The 16,621-nt window shown below is 67.7% G+C and carries 16 protein-coding genes; 5 read left to right on the forward strand and 11 right to left on the reverse strand.

Translation table 11 applies throughout. The annotated features are described in order from the left end of the window. Positions 1 to 9: 9 nt before the first annotated feature. The 3 genes from VHP37_11025 to VHP37_11035 are packed head-to-tail and all read right to left on the reverse strand — an operon-like array spanning position 10 to position 2,315. The gene (locus VHP37_11025; GenBank protein ID HEX2826870.1) at positions 10 to 543 is read right to left on the reverse strand and encodes a chemotaxis protein CheW; all 534 of its coding nucleotides are present in this window, start codon (positions 541 to 543) and stop codon (positions 10 to 12) included. Then, positions 536 to 1,855, reverse strand: coding sequence for a CheR family methyltransferase (locus VHP37_11030; protein ID HEX2826871.1), 1,320 nt, complete (start codon positions 1,853 to 1,855; stop codon positions 536 to 538). The genes VHP37_11025 and VHP37_11030 overlap by 8 nt, the downstream gene beginning before the upstream one ends. Then, complete coding sequence (locus VHP37_11035) at positions 1,836 to 2,315, reverse strand: chemotaxis protein CheW (protein ID HEX2826872.1); 480 nt, start codon at positions 2,313 to 2,315, stop codon at positions 1,836 to 1,838. Before VHP37_11035 ends, VHP37_11030 begins: the two co-directional genes overlap by 20 nt. A gap of 256 nt (positions 2,316 to 2,571) precedes the next feature. On the opposite strand from VHP37_11035, the gene VHP37_11040 reads away from it, so the two are divergent. Next, on the forward strand, positions 2,572 to 3,345 hold the full coding sequence (locus tag VHP37_11040) for an aldolase/citrate lyase family protein (GenBank protein HEX2826873.1): 774 nt from the start codon (positions 2,572 to 2,574) through the stop codon (positions 3,343 to 3,345). Positions 3,346 to 3,448: 103 nt separating this feature from the next. On the opposite strand, the gene VHP37_11045 is transcribed toward VHP37_11040, so the two are convergent. The 5 genes from VHP37_11045 to VHP37_11065 all read right to left on the reverse strand — a co-directional run bounded on the left by VHP37_11045 (position 3,449) and on the right by VHP37_11065 (position 9,403). Further along, positions 3,449 to 4,414 carry a tripartite tricarboxylate transporter substrate binding protein gene (locus tag VHP37_11045; GenBank protein HEX2826874.1) on the reverse strand — a complete coding sequence of 322 codons (966 nt, stop codon included), beginning with the start codon at positions 4,412 to 4,414 and terminating at the stop codon, positions 3,449 to 3,451. A 211-nt stretch (positions 4,415 to 4,625) separates the two neighbouring features. After that, positions 4,626 to 6,218 carry a YdiU family protein gene (locus tag VHP37_11050; GenBank protein ID HEX2826875.1) on the reverse strand — a complete coding sequence of 531 codons (1,593 nt, stop codon included), beginning with the start codon at positions 6,216 to 6,218 and terminating at the stop codon, positions 4,626 to 4,628. A 165-nt stretch (positions 6,219 to 6,383) separates the two neighbouring features. Continuing rightward, positions 6,384 to 7,367: a tripartite tricarboxylate transporter substrate-binding protein gene (locus VHP37_11055; protein ID HEX2826876.1), complete on the reverse strand. Its 984-nt coding sequence runs from the start codon at positions 7,365 to 7,367 to the stop codon at positions 6,384 to 6,386. Positions 7,368 to 7,699: 332 nt separating this feature from the next. After that, positions 7,700 to 8,413 carry a glutathione S-transferase family protein gene (locus VHP37_11060; GenBank protein HEX2826877.1) on the reverse strand — a complete coding sequence of 238 codons (714 nt, stop codon included), beginning with the start codon at positions 8,411 to 8,413 and terminating at the stop codon, positions 7,700 to 7,702. A 3-nt stretch (positions 8,414 to 8,416) separates the two neighbouring features. After that, entirely contained in the window at positions 8,417 to 9,403 is a 987-nt protein-coding gene (locus VHP37_11065) for a tripartite tricarboxylate transporter substrate binding protein (protein HEX2826878.1), read from the reverse strand. A 122-nt stretch (positions 9,404 to 9,525) separates the two neighbouring features. Between VHP37_11065 and VHP37_11070 the strand changes: the two genes are divergently transcribed. After that, a complete protein-coding gene (locus VHP37_11070; protein ID HEX2826879.1) occupies positions 9,526 to 12,306 on the forward strand; it encodes an EAL domain-containing protein in 2,781 nt (926 codons plus the stop codon). Between the two features lie 12 nt (positions 12,307 to 12,318). Here VHP37_11070 and VHP37_11075 read toward each other — a convergent pair whose 3' ends face one another. The 3 genes from VHP37_11075 to VHP37_11085 are packed head-to-tail and all read right to left on the reverse strand — an operon-like array spanning position 12,319 to position 13,779. Beyond that, entirely contained in the window at positions 12,319 to 12,762 is a 444-nt protein-coding gene (locus tag VHP37_11075) for a YaiI/YqxD family protein (GenBank protein ID HEX2826880.1), read from the reverse strand. A gap of 19 nt (positions 12,763 to 12,781) precedes the next feature. Continuing rightward, positions 12,782 to 13,057: a hypothetical protein gene (locus VHP37_11080; protein HEX2826881.1), complete on the reverse strand. Its 276-nt coding sequence runs from the start codon at positions 13,055 to 13,057 to the stop codon at positions 12,782 to 12,784. Next, positions 13,054 to 13,779, reverse strand: a complete 726-nt coding sequence (locus tag VHP37_11085; protein ID HEX2826882.1) for a membrane dipeptidase — start codon at positions 13,777 to 13,779, stop codon at positions 13,054 to 13,056. The genes VHP37_11080 and VHP37_11085 overlap by 4 nt, the downstream gene beginning before the upstream one ends. Before the next feature lie 413 nt (positions 13,780 to 14,192). On the opposite strand from VHP37_11085, the gene VHP37_11090 reads away from it, so the two are divergent. The 3 genes from VHP37_11090 (at position 14,193) to VHP37_11100 (ending at position 16,617) form a co-directional block, all read left to right on the forward strand. After that, entirely contained in the window at positions 14,193 to 14,627 is a 435-nt protein-coding gene (locus VHP37_11090; protein ID HEX2826883.1) for a CBS domain-containing protein, read from the forward strand. Between the two features lie 134 nt (positions 14,628 to 14,761). Beyond that, positions 14,762 to 15,646: a TauD/TfdA family dioxygenase gene (locus VHP37_11095; GenBank protein ID HEX2826884.1), complete on the forward strand. Its 885-nt coding sequence runs from the start codon at positions 14,762 to 14,764 to the stop codon at positions 15,644 to 15,646. Further along, positions 15,643 to 16,617, forward strand: coding sequence for a tripartite tricarboxylate transporter substrate binding protein (locus tag VHP37_11100; protein ID HEX2826885.1), 975 nt, complete (start codon positions 15,643 to 15,645; stop codon positions 16,615 to 16,617). The genes VHP37_11095 and VHP37_11100 overlap by 4 nt, the downstream gene beginning before the upstream one ends. Positions 16,618 to 16,621 lie beyond the last annotated feature (4 nt).

Genomic DNA, 16,621 nt, shown 5'->3' on the forward strand with positions numbered 1-16,621 from the left:
GTTTTTCACTCAGATGTCCTCATCCACGATGATCTTCGGGTCGGCCATGATGCGCGCAGCGTCGAGCACGACGAGCCGCTCGGCAGTGACCCCTTTCAGGTATTCGGCGCCGATGTCCGTCAGCGTCGGCAGCTCCCGCTGCAGGCCCGCGGCGGCAACGGGCCGCACGCCGACGATGAGGTCGGCGAGCAGGCCGAACTCCATGTCCCGGCCGCTCACGACGATGACGGCGTGCAGATCCGTCAGCCCCTGCTCGGGCAAGTCGAAGAATTTCTTCAGGTCGAGCACCGGGAGCAGCCGGCCCCGCACGTTGACGATGCCGGCCACGAAAGGCGGCGCGCACGGGAGCGGCGCGAGCTGGCCGAGCGGCTCCACCGAGTTCACGTAGCGCACCTCGAGCGCATAACGCTCGTGCGCGAGAGAGAATTCGAGCACTTCGATCGCCGTTTCGCCGTGCGGCGCCGGATCGATCGGACGCGCGAGCGCCTCGGCGCGTGCGCGAAGTATCCGGCGCGACTCGGCGCTCATGGCATCGTCATTCATCGCGGCCGCTCGCGGTCGCCAGGATCGCGCCGATCGTCTCGGCGAGCCGGCCGGTGCTGAGCCCGTCGGAACCGGGAACGAGCTCGTCGACTTCGCGGCGGCTCAGCAGGTGCAGCGCATTGACGTAATGGCGGCGTGCGCTCCCCTGGTCGCCGCAGCGCGCAGCCAGGCTGCCCAGCGCGTAATGCGCGAGCACGAAGTCGGGCTGCAGAAACAACGATCGCTGCAGCGCGCTTCTGGCTTCGTCGTGGCGCTCCAGCTCGAAGAGAATCGCCGCGCGCAGGTAGTGCGCCTCCGGATCGAGCAGGTCGGCCGCGGCCCATCGGTCGCACCACGCGAGCCCCTGCTCGTGCTCGCCGAGATCGGCGTGCAGCCGCGCGCGCTCGGCGCACGACACGACGCTATCGGGTGCATGCGCCGCGCGCGGCGCGGGCGCACGGCGGGGCGGGACCGGCGAGCTGTCGATCGGTGCGAGCGGTCGGCGGTAGAGCAGCGACCCGCGGCGGTTGACCGGAGTGAATCGCTCGAACAACGCGGCCGACGTCTCGCTCGGCGCGACCGCCAGCCAGCCGCCCGGCACGAGAGCGTCGTGCAGCCGGTCGATCACCCGGCGCATCGGCTGCGGGGCGAAGTACATGAGCGCGTTGCGGCAGAAGATGACGTCCATCGCATGGGTGTCGGTGAGCGGCGACGGATAAGACCCGTACGCGGCGAGGTTCAGCGGCGCGAACTTCACCATCGCCCTGATCTCGGGGGCCACGGCGTAGCGTCCGTCCGCGGTCCGGCGGAAATAGCGTGCTCTGAGGCCGGGCGGCTCGGAGCGGAACGACCATTCCCCGTAGGTCGCCGCGGCGGCTTTCTCGAGGAAGCGCGGGTTGATGTCGGTGGCGAGGATCCGCACATCCCATTCCGGGAGATCGGGCACGGTCTCCCGCAGCATGATCGCGAGCGAATACGCTTCCTCGCCGGTGCAGCACGCGGCGCTCCAGATGCGCAGCCGACGGCCGCCGCCTCCGCGGAGCGTGTCTCCGAGCAGGGACTCTCTGAGCGCGTCGTAAGCGCCGCCGTCGCGAAAGAAATAAGTCTCGCCGACCGTGATGTGGCTCGCGAGTATCTCGACCTGCGCGGTCGTGAGCGACGCCGCGGCGAGCCACTCGACGCATGCGTCGGCGTCGTCGAACCCCAGCTCGCGTGCGCTGGCCGCGATACCACGGCGCAGATCGTCGTGGCGCTCGCGCGGGAAGTGCAGGCCCGTCGCTTCGACGACCGTCTCGCACACGCGCGCCCAGCGTTCATCGCCGCGCTTCGCCATGGCTGCCCAGCGCCGCCTCGAGCTCGCGACTCTCGTCGAGCGTCAGCAGCTTCGTCAGATCGTGGATCAGCACCAGGCCGTCCTTCAGCCTGACCGCGCCCTGGAAAGCCTCCATACCCGGCCCGATCGACGCCGGCGCCGCGACGGCATCGGGCTCGCACTCGATGACACCCGCGGCCTCGTCGATCACCAGCGCGACCGGCCGCGCGGCCGTGGCCGCGATGAGAAACTGGTCCGCGACGTCGATCTCACGATCGGCGAGCGAAAACCTCCGCCTCAGGCTGATCACGGGCAGCACGTGTCCGCTCACGTCGATGATGCCGAGCACCAGGTGCGGCGAGCCGGGGAGGGGAACCACGTCGACGGCACGCACGATGCGCTCGACGTCGGCGAGCGGCAGCGCATAACGCCGCTCGTCGAGCACGAACATCACTGCACGTATCGTTTCTGTCATGCGCATGCGGAACCCATGCAGCAGCCGCACTGCCGCAACATCCGCTCCTCGATTGTTGTAATGATTTTCCGGACGGCACCCGCTCGTGCAGTCACTCACACGTGCGCGGGCCACGACGCAGCGCATGCGATAGCATACTGTCGAGCCTCCGCGCAATACGTACGTCTACGTTACGCCCGCAACCACGGCGTCACGATTCGAAGCATTTGGAATGAACGTGCGCTCGGGTGCGCACATTCGTTCTTCCGAAGACAGGTATCGCATGCAAACCGGAAACAAAGTACGCAAGCTGCTCGCCGAAGGCCGGGCCGTCACGGGCATGATCCTCTTCACCGGCAGCCCGATGATGATCGAGATGATGGCGGCGGCCGAAGTCGATTTCGTCATCATCGACATGGAGCACAGCGCGCTCGACCTCGACCGCGCCGCGCACTGCATACGCGCGGCCGATGCGGCCGGCGTCACGCCGTTCGTGCGCGTGCCCGAAGTCGACGCGGCGCTCATCAAGAAGCTGCTCAACCTCGGCTGCGCGGGGATCGCGCTGCCTCACGCGAACCGCTCGAATTGCCTGGCATTGCTCTCCGCGATGCGCTACGCGCCGCTCGGCGAGCGCGGCGCGTGTCCGATGGTGCGCGCGGCGGGCTACTCGCGCGGCGACTGGAGCGCGTACGCCCATCGCGCGAACACCGAGACGATGGCGATTCCCCTGCTGGAAGACGAAGCGAGCATCGCGGACTTCGACGCGCTGGCGGCGATGCCCGGGCTCGACGTCTATTTCGTCGGCCCGACCGACCTCGCGATCTCGCTCGGCGTCCCCGGCGCGACCTTCGACGAGCCGAAGATGCGCGCGGCGCTGGAGAAGGTCGTCGCCGCGGCGAAGCGCCACGGCAAATACGTGATGACCACCGTCGGCAACAAGCTCGACGTCGACTACGGCCGCGACATCGCCAGGCGCGGCGTGCAGCTCATCGTCTACGGCACCGACGCGGACCTCTTCGTCGACGCCATCCGGCGGCTGCAGGGGATGAAGGCGTAAGGCGCGAAGCCGTCATTCCCGCGCAGGCGGGAATCCATCTCGACGTTCGAGTCTCGAAAATAGATTCCCGATCCCGCTGCCGCGGGTCGGGAATGACGGTCGATCAATCAGCCTTGATGTGGGCGGCTTTCACCACCTTCGCCCACTTCGCCGTCTCGGACTTGATGTAACCCGCGAACTGCTCGGGCGTGCTGGGCGTGGCGATGATGCCGGAGTCGAGGAGGCGCGTCTTCACGTCGGCCATCGCCAGCGCTTTGGTGGTCTCGGCGTTCAGGCGCGCGATGATCTCGCGCGGCGTTCCGGCCGGCGCGAAGAAGCCGTACCAGTTGTTCGCTTCGAATCCTTTCAGGCCGCCTTCGGCGATCGTCGGGATTTCCGGCAGGCGCTCGTAGCGCTGGTTGCCCGCCATCGCGATCGGGCGGATGCGCTTGGCCTGGATCGAGCCGATCGCCGTGGACACGGTGGAGAACACGAGCTGCACCTGGCCCGCGACGAGGTCGAGCATCGCCGGCGCGCCCCCCTTGTAGGGGACGTGCACCATCTTCACGCCCGCCATGGTGTTGAAGAGCTCGCCCGCGAGATGGTCCGCCGCGCCCGCGCCCGACGAGCCGAACAGGAGCTGCCCCGGGTGCTGCTTGGCGACCGCGATGAATTCCTTCACCGTCTTAGCCGGCAGCGAGGGATGCACCACGAGGACGTTCAGCGCGTTCGCGGTCTGTCCGATGGGCACCAGATCTTTCTGCGGGTCGTAAGGCATCTTGGAATAGAGGCTCGGCGCGACGGCGATGTTGCCGATGGTGCCGAGCACGATGGTGTAACCGTCGGCCGGCGCCTTGGTCGCGAGCTCGACGCCGACCAGCCCGCCGGCGCCGCCGCGGTTGTCGACGACGACCTGCTGCCCCAGTGCGGCCGTGAGCTTCATGGCGAGCGCGCGGGCGGTGATGTCCGCGCCGCCGCCGGGGGCGAAAGGGCTGATGAGGCGTATCGTCTTCGACGGATACGACTGAGCGAAAGCGGAGGAAACGGCGAGCGCGAGCGCGCTCGCGGCGAAGAGCTTGAGGACTTTCATGATGAAGACCGCAGGAGGGTTGAAGAACCTGGAGTCTATAGCACTCACGCGGGTGCCGTTCACCGCGCACTGGAAACGCTCGCGGTGCTCGACCGCGGTGCGTACCGTAGCGCAGGCGCCTCGCCCGCAATGAACGACCTCACATCCGATGCAGGCGAGGGCGCCTGCGCTACACCTGATTCGCGCCTCACGGGCGCGGTATTCAGGAGCTTCAGGACAGCGCCGAGCAGCCGGCGCGATTGCGCGCCCACTCCGGTCTTCGCTCGGCGAGGTCGTCGTTCTCGGGCTGCTCGTCGTAGGGGTTCTGAAGCACGCGCATCAACCGCTCGAGCACCGAAGCGTCGTCCTGCTCCAGCGCGTCGATCGCCAGTTGGGCGAGGTAGTTGCGCAGCACGTACTTCGGATTCGCGCGATTCATGCGCTCGATGCGCGCGGCGCTGTCGACGCCGTCGCGCTTCACGCGCGCCGCGTAGCGCCGCATCCACGCGGCGGTGCGCGCGACGTGCTCGGGCTCGAACGCGTCGTCGGCGTAATAGGCGCGGCGCAGCGGCTCGACCAGCGCCGCGTCGTCGGCGGCGTCGAGCGGCACCGTCGGCAGCAGCCGGAAGAAAAGCGTCATGTCGGTCTCGACGTCCTGCAGGAGCTCGAAGCCGTCGTTGACGAGCTTGTCGTCTTCTTCGCCTTCGAGCGCCGCGATCCCGAATTTCTCCGAAAGCATGCGCCGCCATTCGTCGGTGTACGTCTCGCCGTACGCGCCCAGCGCTTCTTCCAAAGGCTCTTTCGCGCCGACGAGCGGGATGAGCGCGTTCGCGAGCTGCACCACGTTCCACAGCCCGATCTGCGGCTGGTTGCCGTAGCAGTAGCGGCGGCCCTGCGCGTCGGTGGTGTTCGGCGTCCACGCGGGCTCGTAGCCTTCGAGCCAGCCGTACGGGCCGTAGTCGATGGTGACCCCGAGGATCGACATGTTGTCGGTGTTCATCACGCCGTGCACGAAGCCCACGCGCATCCACTCGGCCATGAGGCGGCCGGTGCGCCGGCAGATCTCCTCGAACCAGCGCGTGTAGACCTCGGGCGAGGGCGCGCCGAGCTGCGGGTAATGCGTGGCGATGACGTAATCGGCGAGCTGTTTGAGGAGCTCGGTTTCCTGTTGCGCGGCGAGGATCTGGAAGTTGCCGAAGCGGACGAACGTCGGCGCGACGCGGCACACCACCGCACCGGGCTCGGGCGCGGGATTGCCGTCGTAGAACATGTCGCGCACGACCGCTTCGCCGGTGCCGACGAGCGACAGCGCGCGGGTCGTCGGCACGCCGAGCCAGTGCATCGCCTCGGAGCACATGAACTCGCGCACCGAGGAGCGCAGCACCGCCCGCCCGTCGGCGGTGCGCGAATACGGCGTGCGGCCGGCGCCTTTCAGCTGGAGCTCGTAACGGCCGCCGTCGGCGCCGATCACTTCGGCGAGCGTGATCGCGCGCCCGTCGCCGAGCTGTCCGGCCCAGTGGCCGAACTGGTGTCCGCCATAACGCGCGGCATACGGCTGCATGCCGGGCAGCACGGTGTTGCCGGCGAGCACTTTCGCTTCGAGGCCGGTCGCCGATTCGGGATGCGCCAGGCCGAGCATCGCGCCGACCGCGTCCGACCACGCGAGCAGCCTCGGCTCGCGCACCGGTGTCGGCTCGACACGGCTGTAGGCCGCGTGCCGCACCTGCCGCGGCATGTTGTGCAGCACCGGGTCGGCCGGCAGCGCGGAGACGAGGGTGTTCTCGAACGCGAGCGCGTCGAGCGGACGGAGGGTGAGAGAGTTCATCATCGGGGCTTTATTCAGTCATCGCGAGTCGCCGGAGGCGGCGTGGCGGCCTTCGGCCGCCACCGGCCGGAAAACGAACGGCGGGACCTACGGCCCCGCCGTAGGCGTGGCGCACGGACCCTCGGGATTGCTTCGTCGCTACGCTCCTCGCAATGACAGTGCCTGTTATTCGACCTTGATGTCGTTCTCGACCACCACGCGCGACCACTTCTTCACTTCGTCTTCGATGAAGCGCTGGAACTCGGCGGGCGACTTGTTGACCACGACCGACATCAGGCTCTTCGCGAGCTGATCCTTCATCTCCTGCGTCTCCATCGTTTTGACCACGGTGGCGTGAATCCGGTTGAGCAGAGGCTTCGGCACCCTGGCGGGCGCGAAGAGGCCGTTCCATGCGTTGGTGCCGATGCCGGGGAAGCCCGCCTCGGTCATGGTCGGCACGTCGGGAAGCTCCGGCCGGCGCGTCGGCCACGTCGTCGCCAGCGCCTTCATGCGGCCGGCGCGTATCGAGGCGATGCTCGACGCGAGGTTGATCATGACGAGCTGCACCTCGTTCTGGAGGATGCCCGTCAGCATGCCCGCGCCGCCGGTCTTGTACGGCACGTGGACGAGCTCGATCTTCGCCGCTTTGGCGAAGCGCGCGACGTCGAGGTGCGGATAGGTGCCGAGGCCCGCCGAGCCGTAGTTGAGCTTGCCCGGCTGCTTGCGCGCGAGCTCGATGAACTCCCTGAGGCTCGCCGCCGGCAGCGTAGGCGGCACGGCATACACGTGCGGCAGCTCGATCAGATTGGTGACGCCGGTGAGATCGCGCGACGGCTTGATCGACAGGGTCTTCGAGAACGTGGTCTCGTTGATCGCGTTCGTCGAGACGTTGCCCACCATCAGCGTGTAGCCGTCGGGCGAGGCTTTCGCGGCCACTTCCAGCGCGATGTTGCCCGACGCGCCCGAGCGGTTGTCGACGACCACGCCCACACCCCAGACGTCGTTGAGCTTCGCGGCGAGCTGCCGCGCGATGATGTCGGTGGCGCCGCCCGGCGCGTACGGCACGAGGAGGCGCACCGGGCGCTGCGGGAAGGTCGTCTTCTCCGTGGCGGCCGCGGCGGTGAGGAGCGGCAGGGCGAGCAGTGATGCGGCGAGCAGCGTGCGAACCATCGATCCTCCTCGTTGAGTGTTGTGCCCGTATGTTAGGCGTGAAGGGGTGACGGATAAAGCGGTGACGGATGAGGCGGTGACGGATGGTACGGCGGCGTACATCCGGCCATGCCGCATCCTGTTACACTCGCCCGCTGGCAACTTTGAAAGGAGGTGATCCCGTGAGAGACCTTACAGGTAAGGACCTTCAGAGCGGATCGACCCGCACCTTGGAGGCCGACCGCTAGACGGTCCGAACCTTCCGTAATACCAGACGCCCCGTGTGACCCACGGGGCGTTTGCTTTTCGTCACCGCTTCACCCGTCACCGCCCCATCCGTCACTTCTTATTCCTTACGCCGGATCGAGGTCCGGCAGGTGCCTGAAGACACCGCGATCGTTGAACGCCATGCATCGGTTCGACGCGCGGTACGCGGCGATCTTCGGCCGCGCCGCGACGCGATCGTGCAGCGCCGACAGACCCGGGTATTTCGGTGCCAGCTTACGCATCGCGTTGGGGAACGAGAAGCGCAGGCCCTCGAGCAGCCAGAAGATCGACAGGTCGACGTACGACAGCCGGTCGCCGACCATGTGCTCGCCGCCGTTCGCCTGGAGCACGCGCTCGAAGTGCCCGAGGAACTTCGGCACGCGCTCGGCGATGAAGTGCTTCGAATATTCGATCGCCTCGTCCTTCTGGTCTTCGTAGTACAGACCGTGGGCGATCGGATGGTGCGTGTGCTGGATGGCCTGCACGAGGTCCGCGATCGTGAGCTGGAGCTGGTGCGCCCACAGCCGGCCCTGCTCGTCGTCGGGCGCGAGGCCGAGCTTCGGCCCGATGTACTGAAGGATGTTGGCGGTCTGCCCGACCGTCACGTCGCCGTGCGTGAGGAACGGCGGCGCGAAAGCGGGACGCTTGTTCGCCGGATCCTGCATGAGCTTTTGCAGCGCTTCGGTGCCGCCGGGCTCGCGCGCGACGTCGACGTAATCGGCGCCGGCTTCCTCGAGCGCGAGCCGGATGAACTCGCCGCGTCCCGGATTCGCTGCGTGATAGTAAAGCTCGTAGCGCATGGTCTACTCCGCTTTGACGTTGGCCGCTTTCGCGATCTTCGTGATCTTCGCGATCTCGCGTTTGATGTATTCGCCGAACTGCTCCGGCGTCCCGCCCGTCACTTCGAAACCCTGCGTGGTGAGGGCGGCGCGCACGTCGGGCAGCGCGAGCACCCTGGTCATCTCCGCGTTGAGCCGCGTGACGATCGCCGGCGGCGTATGCGCGGGCGCGAGCAGGCCGAACCACGACAGCATCTCGAATCCCGGCAGCGTCTCGGCGACCGTCGGCACGCCGGGCAGCATGCTCGAGCGCCTCGAAGTGGTGACCGCGAGGCCTTTGGCGCGGCCGGCCTTGATGTGCGGCAGGATGCCGGAGGCCGTCGTGAACATGACCGACACTTCGCCGGACAGCAGCGCGGCGATCGCCGGCGTCGTGCCCTTGTACGGCACGTGCACCATGTCGATGCCGCTCATGCTCTTCAGCAATTCGCCCGAGAGCTGGTGCGTGCTGCCGTTGCCGGCGGAGGCGTAGTTGAGCTGTCCGGGCCTGGCCTTCGCGAGCGCGATGAGGTGCTTCACGTTCGACACCGGCAGCGACGGGTGCACCGTGAGGACGTAAGGCGTGGCGGCGACGAAAATGATCGGCGCGAAGTCCTTCACCGCGTCGTACGGCAGCTTCGCATACAGCGCGGGATTCGAGCCGTGCGTCGAGTTGTTCGCCATGAAGAGGTTATAGCCGTCGGCGGGCGCCTTGGCCGCGATGTCGGTGCCGAGCGTGCCGCCCGCGCCGGGGCGCGCGTCGACGACGAGCGGCTGCCCCAGCGGCTCGTGGAGCTTGTTGATGATGATGCGCGTGACGACGTCGGTCGCGCTGCCCGGCGCCTGCGCGATGATCACGCGGATGGGCTTGGCGGGGTATGCACCGGCGGCCGACGCGGTCTGCGCGTGGACGGGCGACGATCCGATAAGGGCCGTGGCGGCACACGCCGCGGCCGTGGCAAGAGCTCTCATGCGTCCTCCTCGTTGGGTGGCCGTATGTTAATGCACACGCGGCGCAAAAAAGACGCGTCGGCCCGGGGTGCTCGCGCTCAAGAACCGCGCGTATCGGTCGTAATTCAGGCGACGACCATCGGGTGCGCAGCACCTTTTACGGGTATCGGCAGGCGTCGCCGCCGCTGCTCCCGGGACCGCCCGGGGAGAAGGGCGGCCCGGACGTCCCGATCCGCCATCTCATGGAAATAATCCGCCGCCTTCCACTGGGCGCGAAATTCACGCTGCTGCTCGCACTGGTCTTCGTGACCGGCATGGTGACGAGCTGGATCGCGCTTTCGCGCGCCCTCGAGAGCAAGGCGGAGCACGAGGTCGTCTCCAAGGCGAACATGCTGCTGAAGGCGATGAACTCGGTGCGGCAGTACACCAGCGAGAACATCAACGTCCACGTCAAGCCGCTGCTCGACATGCGGGCTGGGTTCATCCGCGAGACCGTGCCGGGCTACTCGGCCAGCCGTGTCTTCGAGTTTTTCCGTAAAGACCGCGAATACCGCGACTTTCGCTACAAGGAAGCGACGCTCAATCCGACCAATCCGGCCGACAAGGCCGACGAGTTCGAAACCGGGCTCGTCGAGCGTTTCCGCAGCGACCCGCACCTGACCGAGCAGAGCGGCTTCCGCCGCATCGCGGGCAACGAGGTTTTCTTCACCGCGAGGCCGATCCGCGTCCAGTCCGCGAGCTGCCTCGAATGCCACAGCACCCCTGCGGCGGCGCCGGCGAGCATGCGCGCCCGCTACGGCACGGAGAACGGCTACGGCTGGCGCATGGACGAGGTCGTCGGCTCGCAGCTCGTCTACGTGCCGGCGGGCCGGGTGGAGAGCGCCGGGCGCCAGAGCGCGCTGCTCGTCACCGGGATATTCACCTCGATCTTCGCGCTCGCCGCGCTCGCCATCACCGTCTTCTTCCGGCGCGTCGTGGTGCGCCCGCTGGGCGGCCTGGCGGCGGCGACGCATGCGCTCACCCGCGGGCGATCGGATACGGCGACCGAAGCGCCGCACGCCGCGCCGGCCGATCGATCGGGCGACGAGATCGGGCGCCTCGCGGCGCACTTCGACTTCATGGCGCGGGAAGTCTATTCGCGCGAGGAGCGGCTGCAATCCGCGCTCGGCGAGCTCACGCAGAGCCAGTCGAGGCTCGTGAGCGCCCAGCGCATCGCGCAGCTCGGGCACTGGGACTGGGACCTCGTCAGGGATCACGTGGTGTGCTCCGACGAGATCTATCGCATCCTCGGGCTCGACGCGAGCGCCTTCACGCCCACGTCCAAAGGGCTCGTCGAGATCGTCCACGCAGACGACCGCGAAGCTCTCAGGGCTGCGATCGCCGAGGCGCTGCGCAACCGCCAGCCGCTCGACCACGAGTGGCGCATCGTCCGCCCCGACGGGACGGTGCGCGTGGTTCACCAGCAGGGCGAAGTCACCTACAACGCCGAGGGCCGCGCCGTGCACGTGCAGGGCACGGTGCAGGACATCACCGACCGCAAGAACGCCGACGAGCGGATACGCCGGCTCGCGCTGTACGACAGCCTCACCGGGCTGCCGAACCGCCACCTGTTCAAGGAGCAGCTCGGCCGTGCGATCGCCGCCGCGCCGCGCGACGGCCGCACCATCGTGCTGCTGTCGCTGGGGCTCGACCGCTTCAAGCGCGTCAACGAGACGCTCGGACACGCCGGCGGCGACCTGCTGCTGAAGGAAACGGCGGCCCGGCTCGCCAAGTCGCTGCGGCCGAGCGATTACGTCGGCCGCGACGAAGCCTGGGGCGCAGGTCACAGCGTCGGCCGTCCGGGCGGCGACGAGTTCACCCTCTTGCTCGCCGTGCAGCAGGCGGAAGACGCCGCCAAGGTCGCGCGGCGCGTGCTCGATGCGCTGGCGCGGCCGTTCGGGCTGGACGGCAACGAGATCGTGGTGAGCGCGAGCGTGGGTATCGCGCTCTATCCGCTCGACGGCAACGACGCGGAGACCCTGCTGAAAAACGCCGACTCGGCGATGCACTTCGCCAAGGAACAGGGCAAGAGCGACTATCAGTATTACAACAAGACGATGAACGCGACCGCGATCGAGCGTCTGGCGCTCGAAGCCGACCTGCGCCGTGCGGTCGAGCGCAACGAGCTCGGCCTGTTCTACCAGCCCAAGGTCGACGTGAAGACCGGCGCCATCGTCGGCGTCGAGGCGCTGATGCGCTGGCGCCATCCGCAGCTCGGGCTCGTTTCGCCGGCGCAGTTCATCCCGCTCGCCGAGGAGATCGGGCTCATCCTGCCGATGGGCGAATGGGCGCTGCGCGCCGCCTGCGCGCAGATCCGCCGCTGGCTTGACGCGGGCATCGCGGCGGTGCCGGTCGCGGTCAACATCTCGGCCCGGCAGTTCCATCAGCAGGACATCGCGTCGGTCGTCGACCGCGCGCTGCGCGAGCACGCGGTCGATCCCGGCCTCCTCGACCTGGAGATCACCGAGGGCACGGCGATGCACGACGTCGAGGCGACGAGCGAGACGCTGCGCGAGCTGAAAGCGCTCGGGGTGACGATCGCGATCGACGATTTCGGCACGGGCTACTCGAGCCTGAGCTACCTGAAGCGCTTTCCCATCGACTCGCTCAAGATCGACCGGTCGTTCGTCGTCGGCCTTCCGGGGGATCAGGACGACGGATCGATCGCCCAGGCGGTGATCACCATGGCGCACGCGCTGCGGCTGAAGGTCGTCGCCGAAGGCGTGGAGAACGAGGCGCAGCTCGAATTCCTGGCGAAGAACGATTGCGACCAGATGCAGGGCTTCCATTTCTCGCGCCCCGTCACTGCCGAGGCGTGCACGGAGATGCTGCGTGCCCGCGGCGCGCTGCCGCCGGCGAGGGCGCTCGAAGGGATCGCGCTGTAACCCGCTGTAGCCCTATCGCCGCGCCAGGAACCGATCGAGCTGGTCGGCGAAGCGCTTGCGGTCGGAGTGGTCGATCGGTGCGGGGCCGCCGGTCTGCACGCCGCTGCCCCTGAGCTCATCGAGGAAGTTGCGCATCTCGAGCCGCTCGCGGATGTTGTCCGGGGTGTAGAGCTCGCCGCGCGGGTTGAGGGCGTGCGCGCCGCGCGCGATGACGTCGGCGGCGAGCGGGATGTCGGCGGTGATCACGAGGTCGCCCGTTTCCACGCGCTTCACGATCTCGTTGTCCGCGACGTCGAAGCCGCGCGGCACCTGGAGCGCGCGGATATAAGGCGACGGCGGCGTGCGCAGCAGCATGTTCGCGACGAGCACCGTCTCGATCTTCAGGCGCTCGGCGGCACGATAGATGATGTCCTTGATGACCGCGGGACACGCGTCGGCGTCTACCCAGATCTGCATCAGCTCTTCTTCCTGAAAATCACGACGTGCTGCCAAGGCAATCGGTCGCGTAGACGATCCCGCTCGCGCCGGAGCGCTCCGCCATGCGCCTGGCGTAATAGCCGGTGCCCGCACCGCTGTCGGCAACCGCGATGCCGGGCTCGAGCGGCAGCGCCGCGAGCACGAGGTCGGGACGTTCCTCGCGCGTGCGCTCCGCGCGCTCGAGCCAGTCGGCGCCGCAGGCGAGCGCCGTGAAGAAAACCAGGGTCAGACCCCGAAGAAGCCGGGGTCTGACCCTTTCGGCAGTCGGGGTCATGCGACGAGCGCCTGCGCGAGGACGCGCAGGTAGTTGCCGCCCAGGATCGCGGCGATGTCCGTAGCGCTCACGCCGCGCTTCGCCAGCGCTTCGTCGAGCAGCGCGAAGTCGTCGTACGTCGGCACGACGCTGCCGCCGGGTATGCCGGCGATGTCGGTGCCGACGCCGACGTGCTGCGCCCCGAGGATGCCTGCGGTCTCGACGAGCGCGTCGACGTAGCCGTCGAACGTGCGGTATTGCGATCGCGGCGTCCACATGCCGATGACACCGCCCTTTTCAGCAACGCGCTTCGCCATCGCCGTCGAGATCGCGCGTGCGCGCCGCGTGCCGTTGGCCCAGTGCGGGGTCGCGGCGGTGACGTGGCCGTGCGAATAAACGAGCGGCTTGCTCGAGACCTCGAGCGCCTGCGCCATGCCGTCCTGCGTGCAGTGCGCGACGTCGACGAGGATGCCGAGCCGGTTGCACTCGCGCACGACGTCCTTGCCGAACGCGGTCAATCCGCCGTGCACCGGCATCGCGGTGCTGATGTCGCCGACTTCGGACACTCGATAGTGCACGAGCTGCACGTGCACGACGTTCTTCGCGCGCATCGTTTCCAAACGCTTGAGATCGCCTTCGAGGAAATCCGCGCCTTCGGCCGCGAGCACGACTCCGGGCTCGTTGCCGGCGCGCAGGCGTTGGAGCATCGCGACGCTCGTCACTTCGGTGAGATTGCGATTCATGTTTTCTTCGCGGACCCTTGCGAGCCGTCCGTCGAAGTGCGCCGCCAGCTCTCCGGGCTCCGGCTCCCGCACTTGGCGAAAACCCTTGCCGGGCTCGTTCTGTATGACAGCGCGATCCGCGGAAAGCGTTCTCGCGATGAGAAGCATGCCGTTCTTCACCATCGCTTCGCGCAAATCGAGGCGTGTCGCGCCGACGTGAGAGTGCATGTCGCAGCGCGACAAAGGGGCGGCCGCGGCGCGCACGCCCGTAAGGCACAACGTGGCGAGTGCTGCACTCGCACGAAGAAACGCACGTCTATGCATCGTCCGATCCTTATCGCTCGCGTGTCTTTATTCGTGCCGAAAAAGTGTCAAACGGTAACGCCCAGCGGAGTATTCTGGAGACACTCCAGTCCGAGGAGTTGGAGGAAGCCATGTCCCACGTGTCGATCCGGAGCGTCATCCACAACAAGCGGTTTCTCTCGGCCCCGAGCAGCGCCACTGTATTCGATGCGGCGCGATTGATGAAGGAGCACGCGACCGATGCGCTGCTCGTGTGCGACAAGCAGCGCCTCGTCGGCGTGCTCACCGAGCGCGACATCGTGTTCCGCGTGACCGCCGAAGCGCGCGATCCGGCGACCACGACGCTCGCGCAGGTCATGACCGGCTCGCCGCAGACCATCGCGCCCGACAAGCCGCTCGGCCACGCGCTGCACATGATGTACGAAGGACGCTTTCGCCACGTGCCCGTCGTCGAGCAAGGCCGCCCCGTCGGCATGCTGTCGGTGCGCGACGCGCTCGGACCCGAGCTCAAGGAGTTCGTGTCGGAGATGGACGAGCGCGAGCACATCGCCGAGATCCTCGGCTGAAAGCTCCGCACCGCCGCCCGCCGCGCTGTCCATGAACTGGTCGGCCGGCGTTGACACGGTCGCCGCGCGCCGCCTACATTCAGCGGGGAAAGTCGAACACAAGACTCGCACTTCCCTGTTCCGAAGGAGGACTCATGGAGATTCGGCGCCTCGGGCCGATCGGCGCGGAGATACTCGGCGCCGATGTTCGCAATATGGACGACGCGGCGTTCGCGAAGATCTACGCGACGTGGCTCGAGCACAACGTGATCTGCGTGCGCGACCAGACGCTCACCCTCGACGACTACGTCGCCTACAGCCGGCGCTTCGGCCGCGTGCTGCCGCATCCGTCGAAGAGCACGCGCCATCCCGACTGTCCCGAGATCACCCTGCTCGGCGTGAACAAATACAGAGCCGACGGCACGCTCGACATGGACATCTATCGCCGCGGCGCCGAAGGCTTCCACACCGACGGCTCGTACGAGGAGGTGCCGTTCAAGGCGACGCAGCTCTACGCGCTCGCGATTCCCAGCCGTGGCGGCGACACCCATTTCTCCAGCGCGTACGCGCTGTACGACGCAGTGCCGAAGCGGATTCGGGACCGGGTGGAAGACAAGTGCGGGCTGTACGTTTACGGCGGCCGCAAGAAGATGAATGCGCTGCTCAACCCCGAGGACCGCAACGAGCCGGCGCGGCGCCACCCGCTCGTGCAGCTCCATAAAGAGACCGGCCGCAAGCTCTTCTACTTCGACCAGAACAAGATCCTCTCGATCGACGGCCTGCCTGCGAACGAGAGCGACGCGATCATCGCCGAGCTCACCGCGATCATGCAGAACCCGCCCGCGCAATACAGCCACAAGTGGAGGAAGGGCGACATCGTCATCTGGGACAACCGCTGCTCGTATCACAAGGCCGCCGGCGACTATCCGCCCGAGGAAGAGCGCATCCACTGGCGCGTCTCGATCAAGGACTGGGTCCGCGACGAAACGGGCACCGCGATCAAGGATCGCGCGATCGCCGGGGAGCTCGCGCACGCATGAGGTCCACGGTATCGAAGTCTTGCGCGGCCGCCCTCGCGCTCGCCGCCTGTTCTCATGCGTACGCAGCCGACGCCTGGCCGACGCGTCCGATCCGATTCATCAATCCCACGGCTCCCGGCGGCACCGCCGAACCGATCGCGCGCGTGATCGCTCAGCGCATGAGCGAGACGCTGGGCCAGACCGTCGTCGTCGACAGCCGCGGCGGCGCGGGCGGCACGGTCGGCACCGCGATGGCGGCGACCTCGCCGCCCGACGGCTATACGATCCTGCTCGGCGTGGTGTCGCCGATGGCGATCAACGTCTCGCTCTACGGCTCGAAGCTTCCATATGATCCGCTGAAGAGCTTCGCGCCGGTGTCGATCATCACCAAGGTGCCGCAGATGCTGTCGGTACATCCGGGCGTGCAGGCGACCAGCCTGAAGCAGCTCGTCGCGCTCGCGAAGGATCCCAACAGCCGCCTCAACTACGGCTCCGCGGGCAGCGGCACCACCGGGCATCTCGTCGCAGAGCTTCTGAAGAAGCGTGCGGGCATCGTGATGACGCACGTGCCGTTCAAAGGCTCGGGCCCCGCGCTCGCCGCGACGCTCGGCGGCGAGCCCGGGATCATGTTCTCGGGGCCGCCGGCCGTCGTCTCCCACGCACACGCGGGACGCTTGCGCGTGCTGGCGGGCTCGGGCGTCAAGCGCAGCCCGGTGCTGCCCGACGTGCCGACCTTCATCGAAAGCGGGCTGCCGATCGACGTGACCTCGTGGTACTGTCTGGTCGTCCCGGCCGGAACGCCGCAGCGTATCGTCGAGCGGCTGCATGCCGCTGTCGTCGAGAGCCTCAAGAGCCGTGAGGTCGCGGACACGCTGCTCAGGATGGGCGCTCCTCCGGAGTGGTCGACGCCCGAGCAGCTGCGCGCCTTCCTGCGCGCCGAGATCAGCAAGTTCGCCGAAGTGGTGCAGTTGGCGGGCGCGAAGATCGACTGATCCG

Source organism: Burkholderiales bacterium (assembly GCA_036262035.1).
GTDB lineage: Bacteria > Pseudomonadota > Gammaproteobacteria > Burkholderiales > SG8-41 > JAQGMV01.

Excerpts from the sequence above, each read along its gene's own strand:
- VHP37_11025 (HEX2826870.1), bottom strand. The coding sequence starts at position 543 with ATGAATGACGATGCCATGAGCGCCGAGTCGCGCCGGATACTTCGCGCA.
- VHP37_11030 (HEX2826871.1), bottom strand. The coding sequence starts at position 1,855 with ATGGCGAAGCGCGGCGATGAACGCTGGGCGCGCGTGTGCGAGACGGTC.
- VHP37_11035 (HEX2826872.1), bottom strand. The coding sequence starts at position 2,315 with ATGCGCATGACAGAAACGATACGTGCAGTGATGTTCGTGCTCGACGAG.
- VHP37_11040 (HEX2826873.1), top strand. The coding sequence starts at position 2,572 with ATGCAAACCGGAAACAAAGTACGCAAGCTGCTCGCCGAAGGCCGGGCC.
- VHP37_11045 (HEX2826874.1), bottom strand. The coding sequence starts at position 4,414 with ATGAAAGTCCTCAAGCTCTTCGCCGCGAGCGCGCTCGCGCTCGCCGTT.
- VHP37_11050 (HEX2826875.1), bottom strand. The coding sequence starts at position 6,218 with ATGAACTCTCTCACCCTCCGTCCGCTCGACGCGCTCGCGTTCGAGAAC.
- VHP37_11055 (HEX2826876.1), bottom strand. The coding sequence starts at position 7,367 with ATGGTTCGCACGCTGCTCGCCGCATCACTGCTCGCCCTGCCGCTCCTC.
- VHP37_11060 (HEX2826877.1), bottom strand. The coding sequence starts at position 8,413 with ATGCGCTACGAGCTTTACTATCACGCAGCGAATCCGGGACGCGGCGAG.
- VHP37_11065 (HEX2826878.1), bottom strand. The coding sequence starts at position 9,403 with ATGAGAGCTCTTGCCACGGCCGCGGCGTGTGCCGCCACGGCCCTTATC.
- VHP37_11075 (HEX2826880.1), bottom strand. The coding sequence starts at position 12,762 with ATGCAGATCTGGGTAGACGCCGACGCGTGTCCCGCGGTCATCAAGGAC.
- VHP37_11080 (HEX2826881.1), bottom strand. The coding sequence starts at position 13,057 with ATGACCCCGACTGCCGAAAGGGTCAGACCCCGGCTTCTTCGGGGTCTG.
- VHP37_11085 (HEX2826882.1), bottom strand. The coding sequence starts at position 13,779 with ATGAATCGCAATCTCACCGAAGTGACGAGCGTCGCGATGCTCCAACGC.
- VHP37_11090 (HEX2826883.1), top strand. The coding sequence starts at position 14,193 with ATGTCCCACGTGTCGATCCGGAGCGTCATCCACAACAAGCGGTTTCTC.
- VHP37_11095 (HEX2826884.1), top strand. The coding sequence starts at position 14,762 with ATGGAGATTCGGCGCCTCGGGCCGATCGGCGCGGAGATACTCGGCGCC.
- VHP37_11100 (HEX2826885.1), top strand. The coding sequence starts at position 15,643 with ATGAGGTCCACGGTATCGAAGTCTTGCGCGGCCGCCCTCGCGCTCGCC.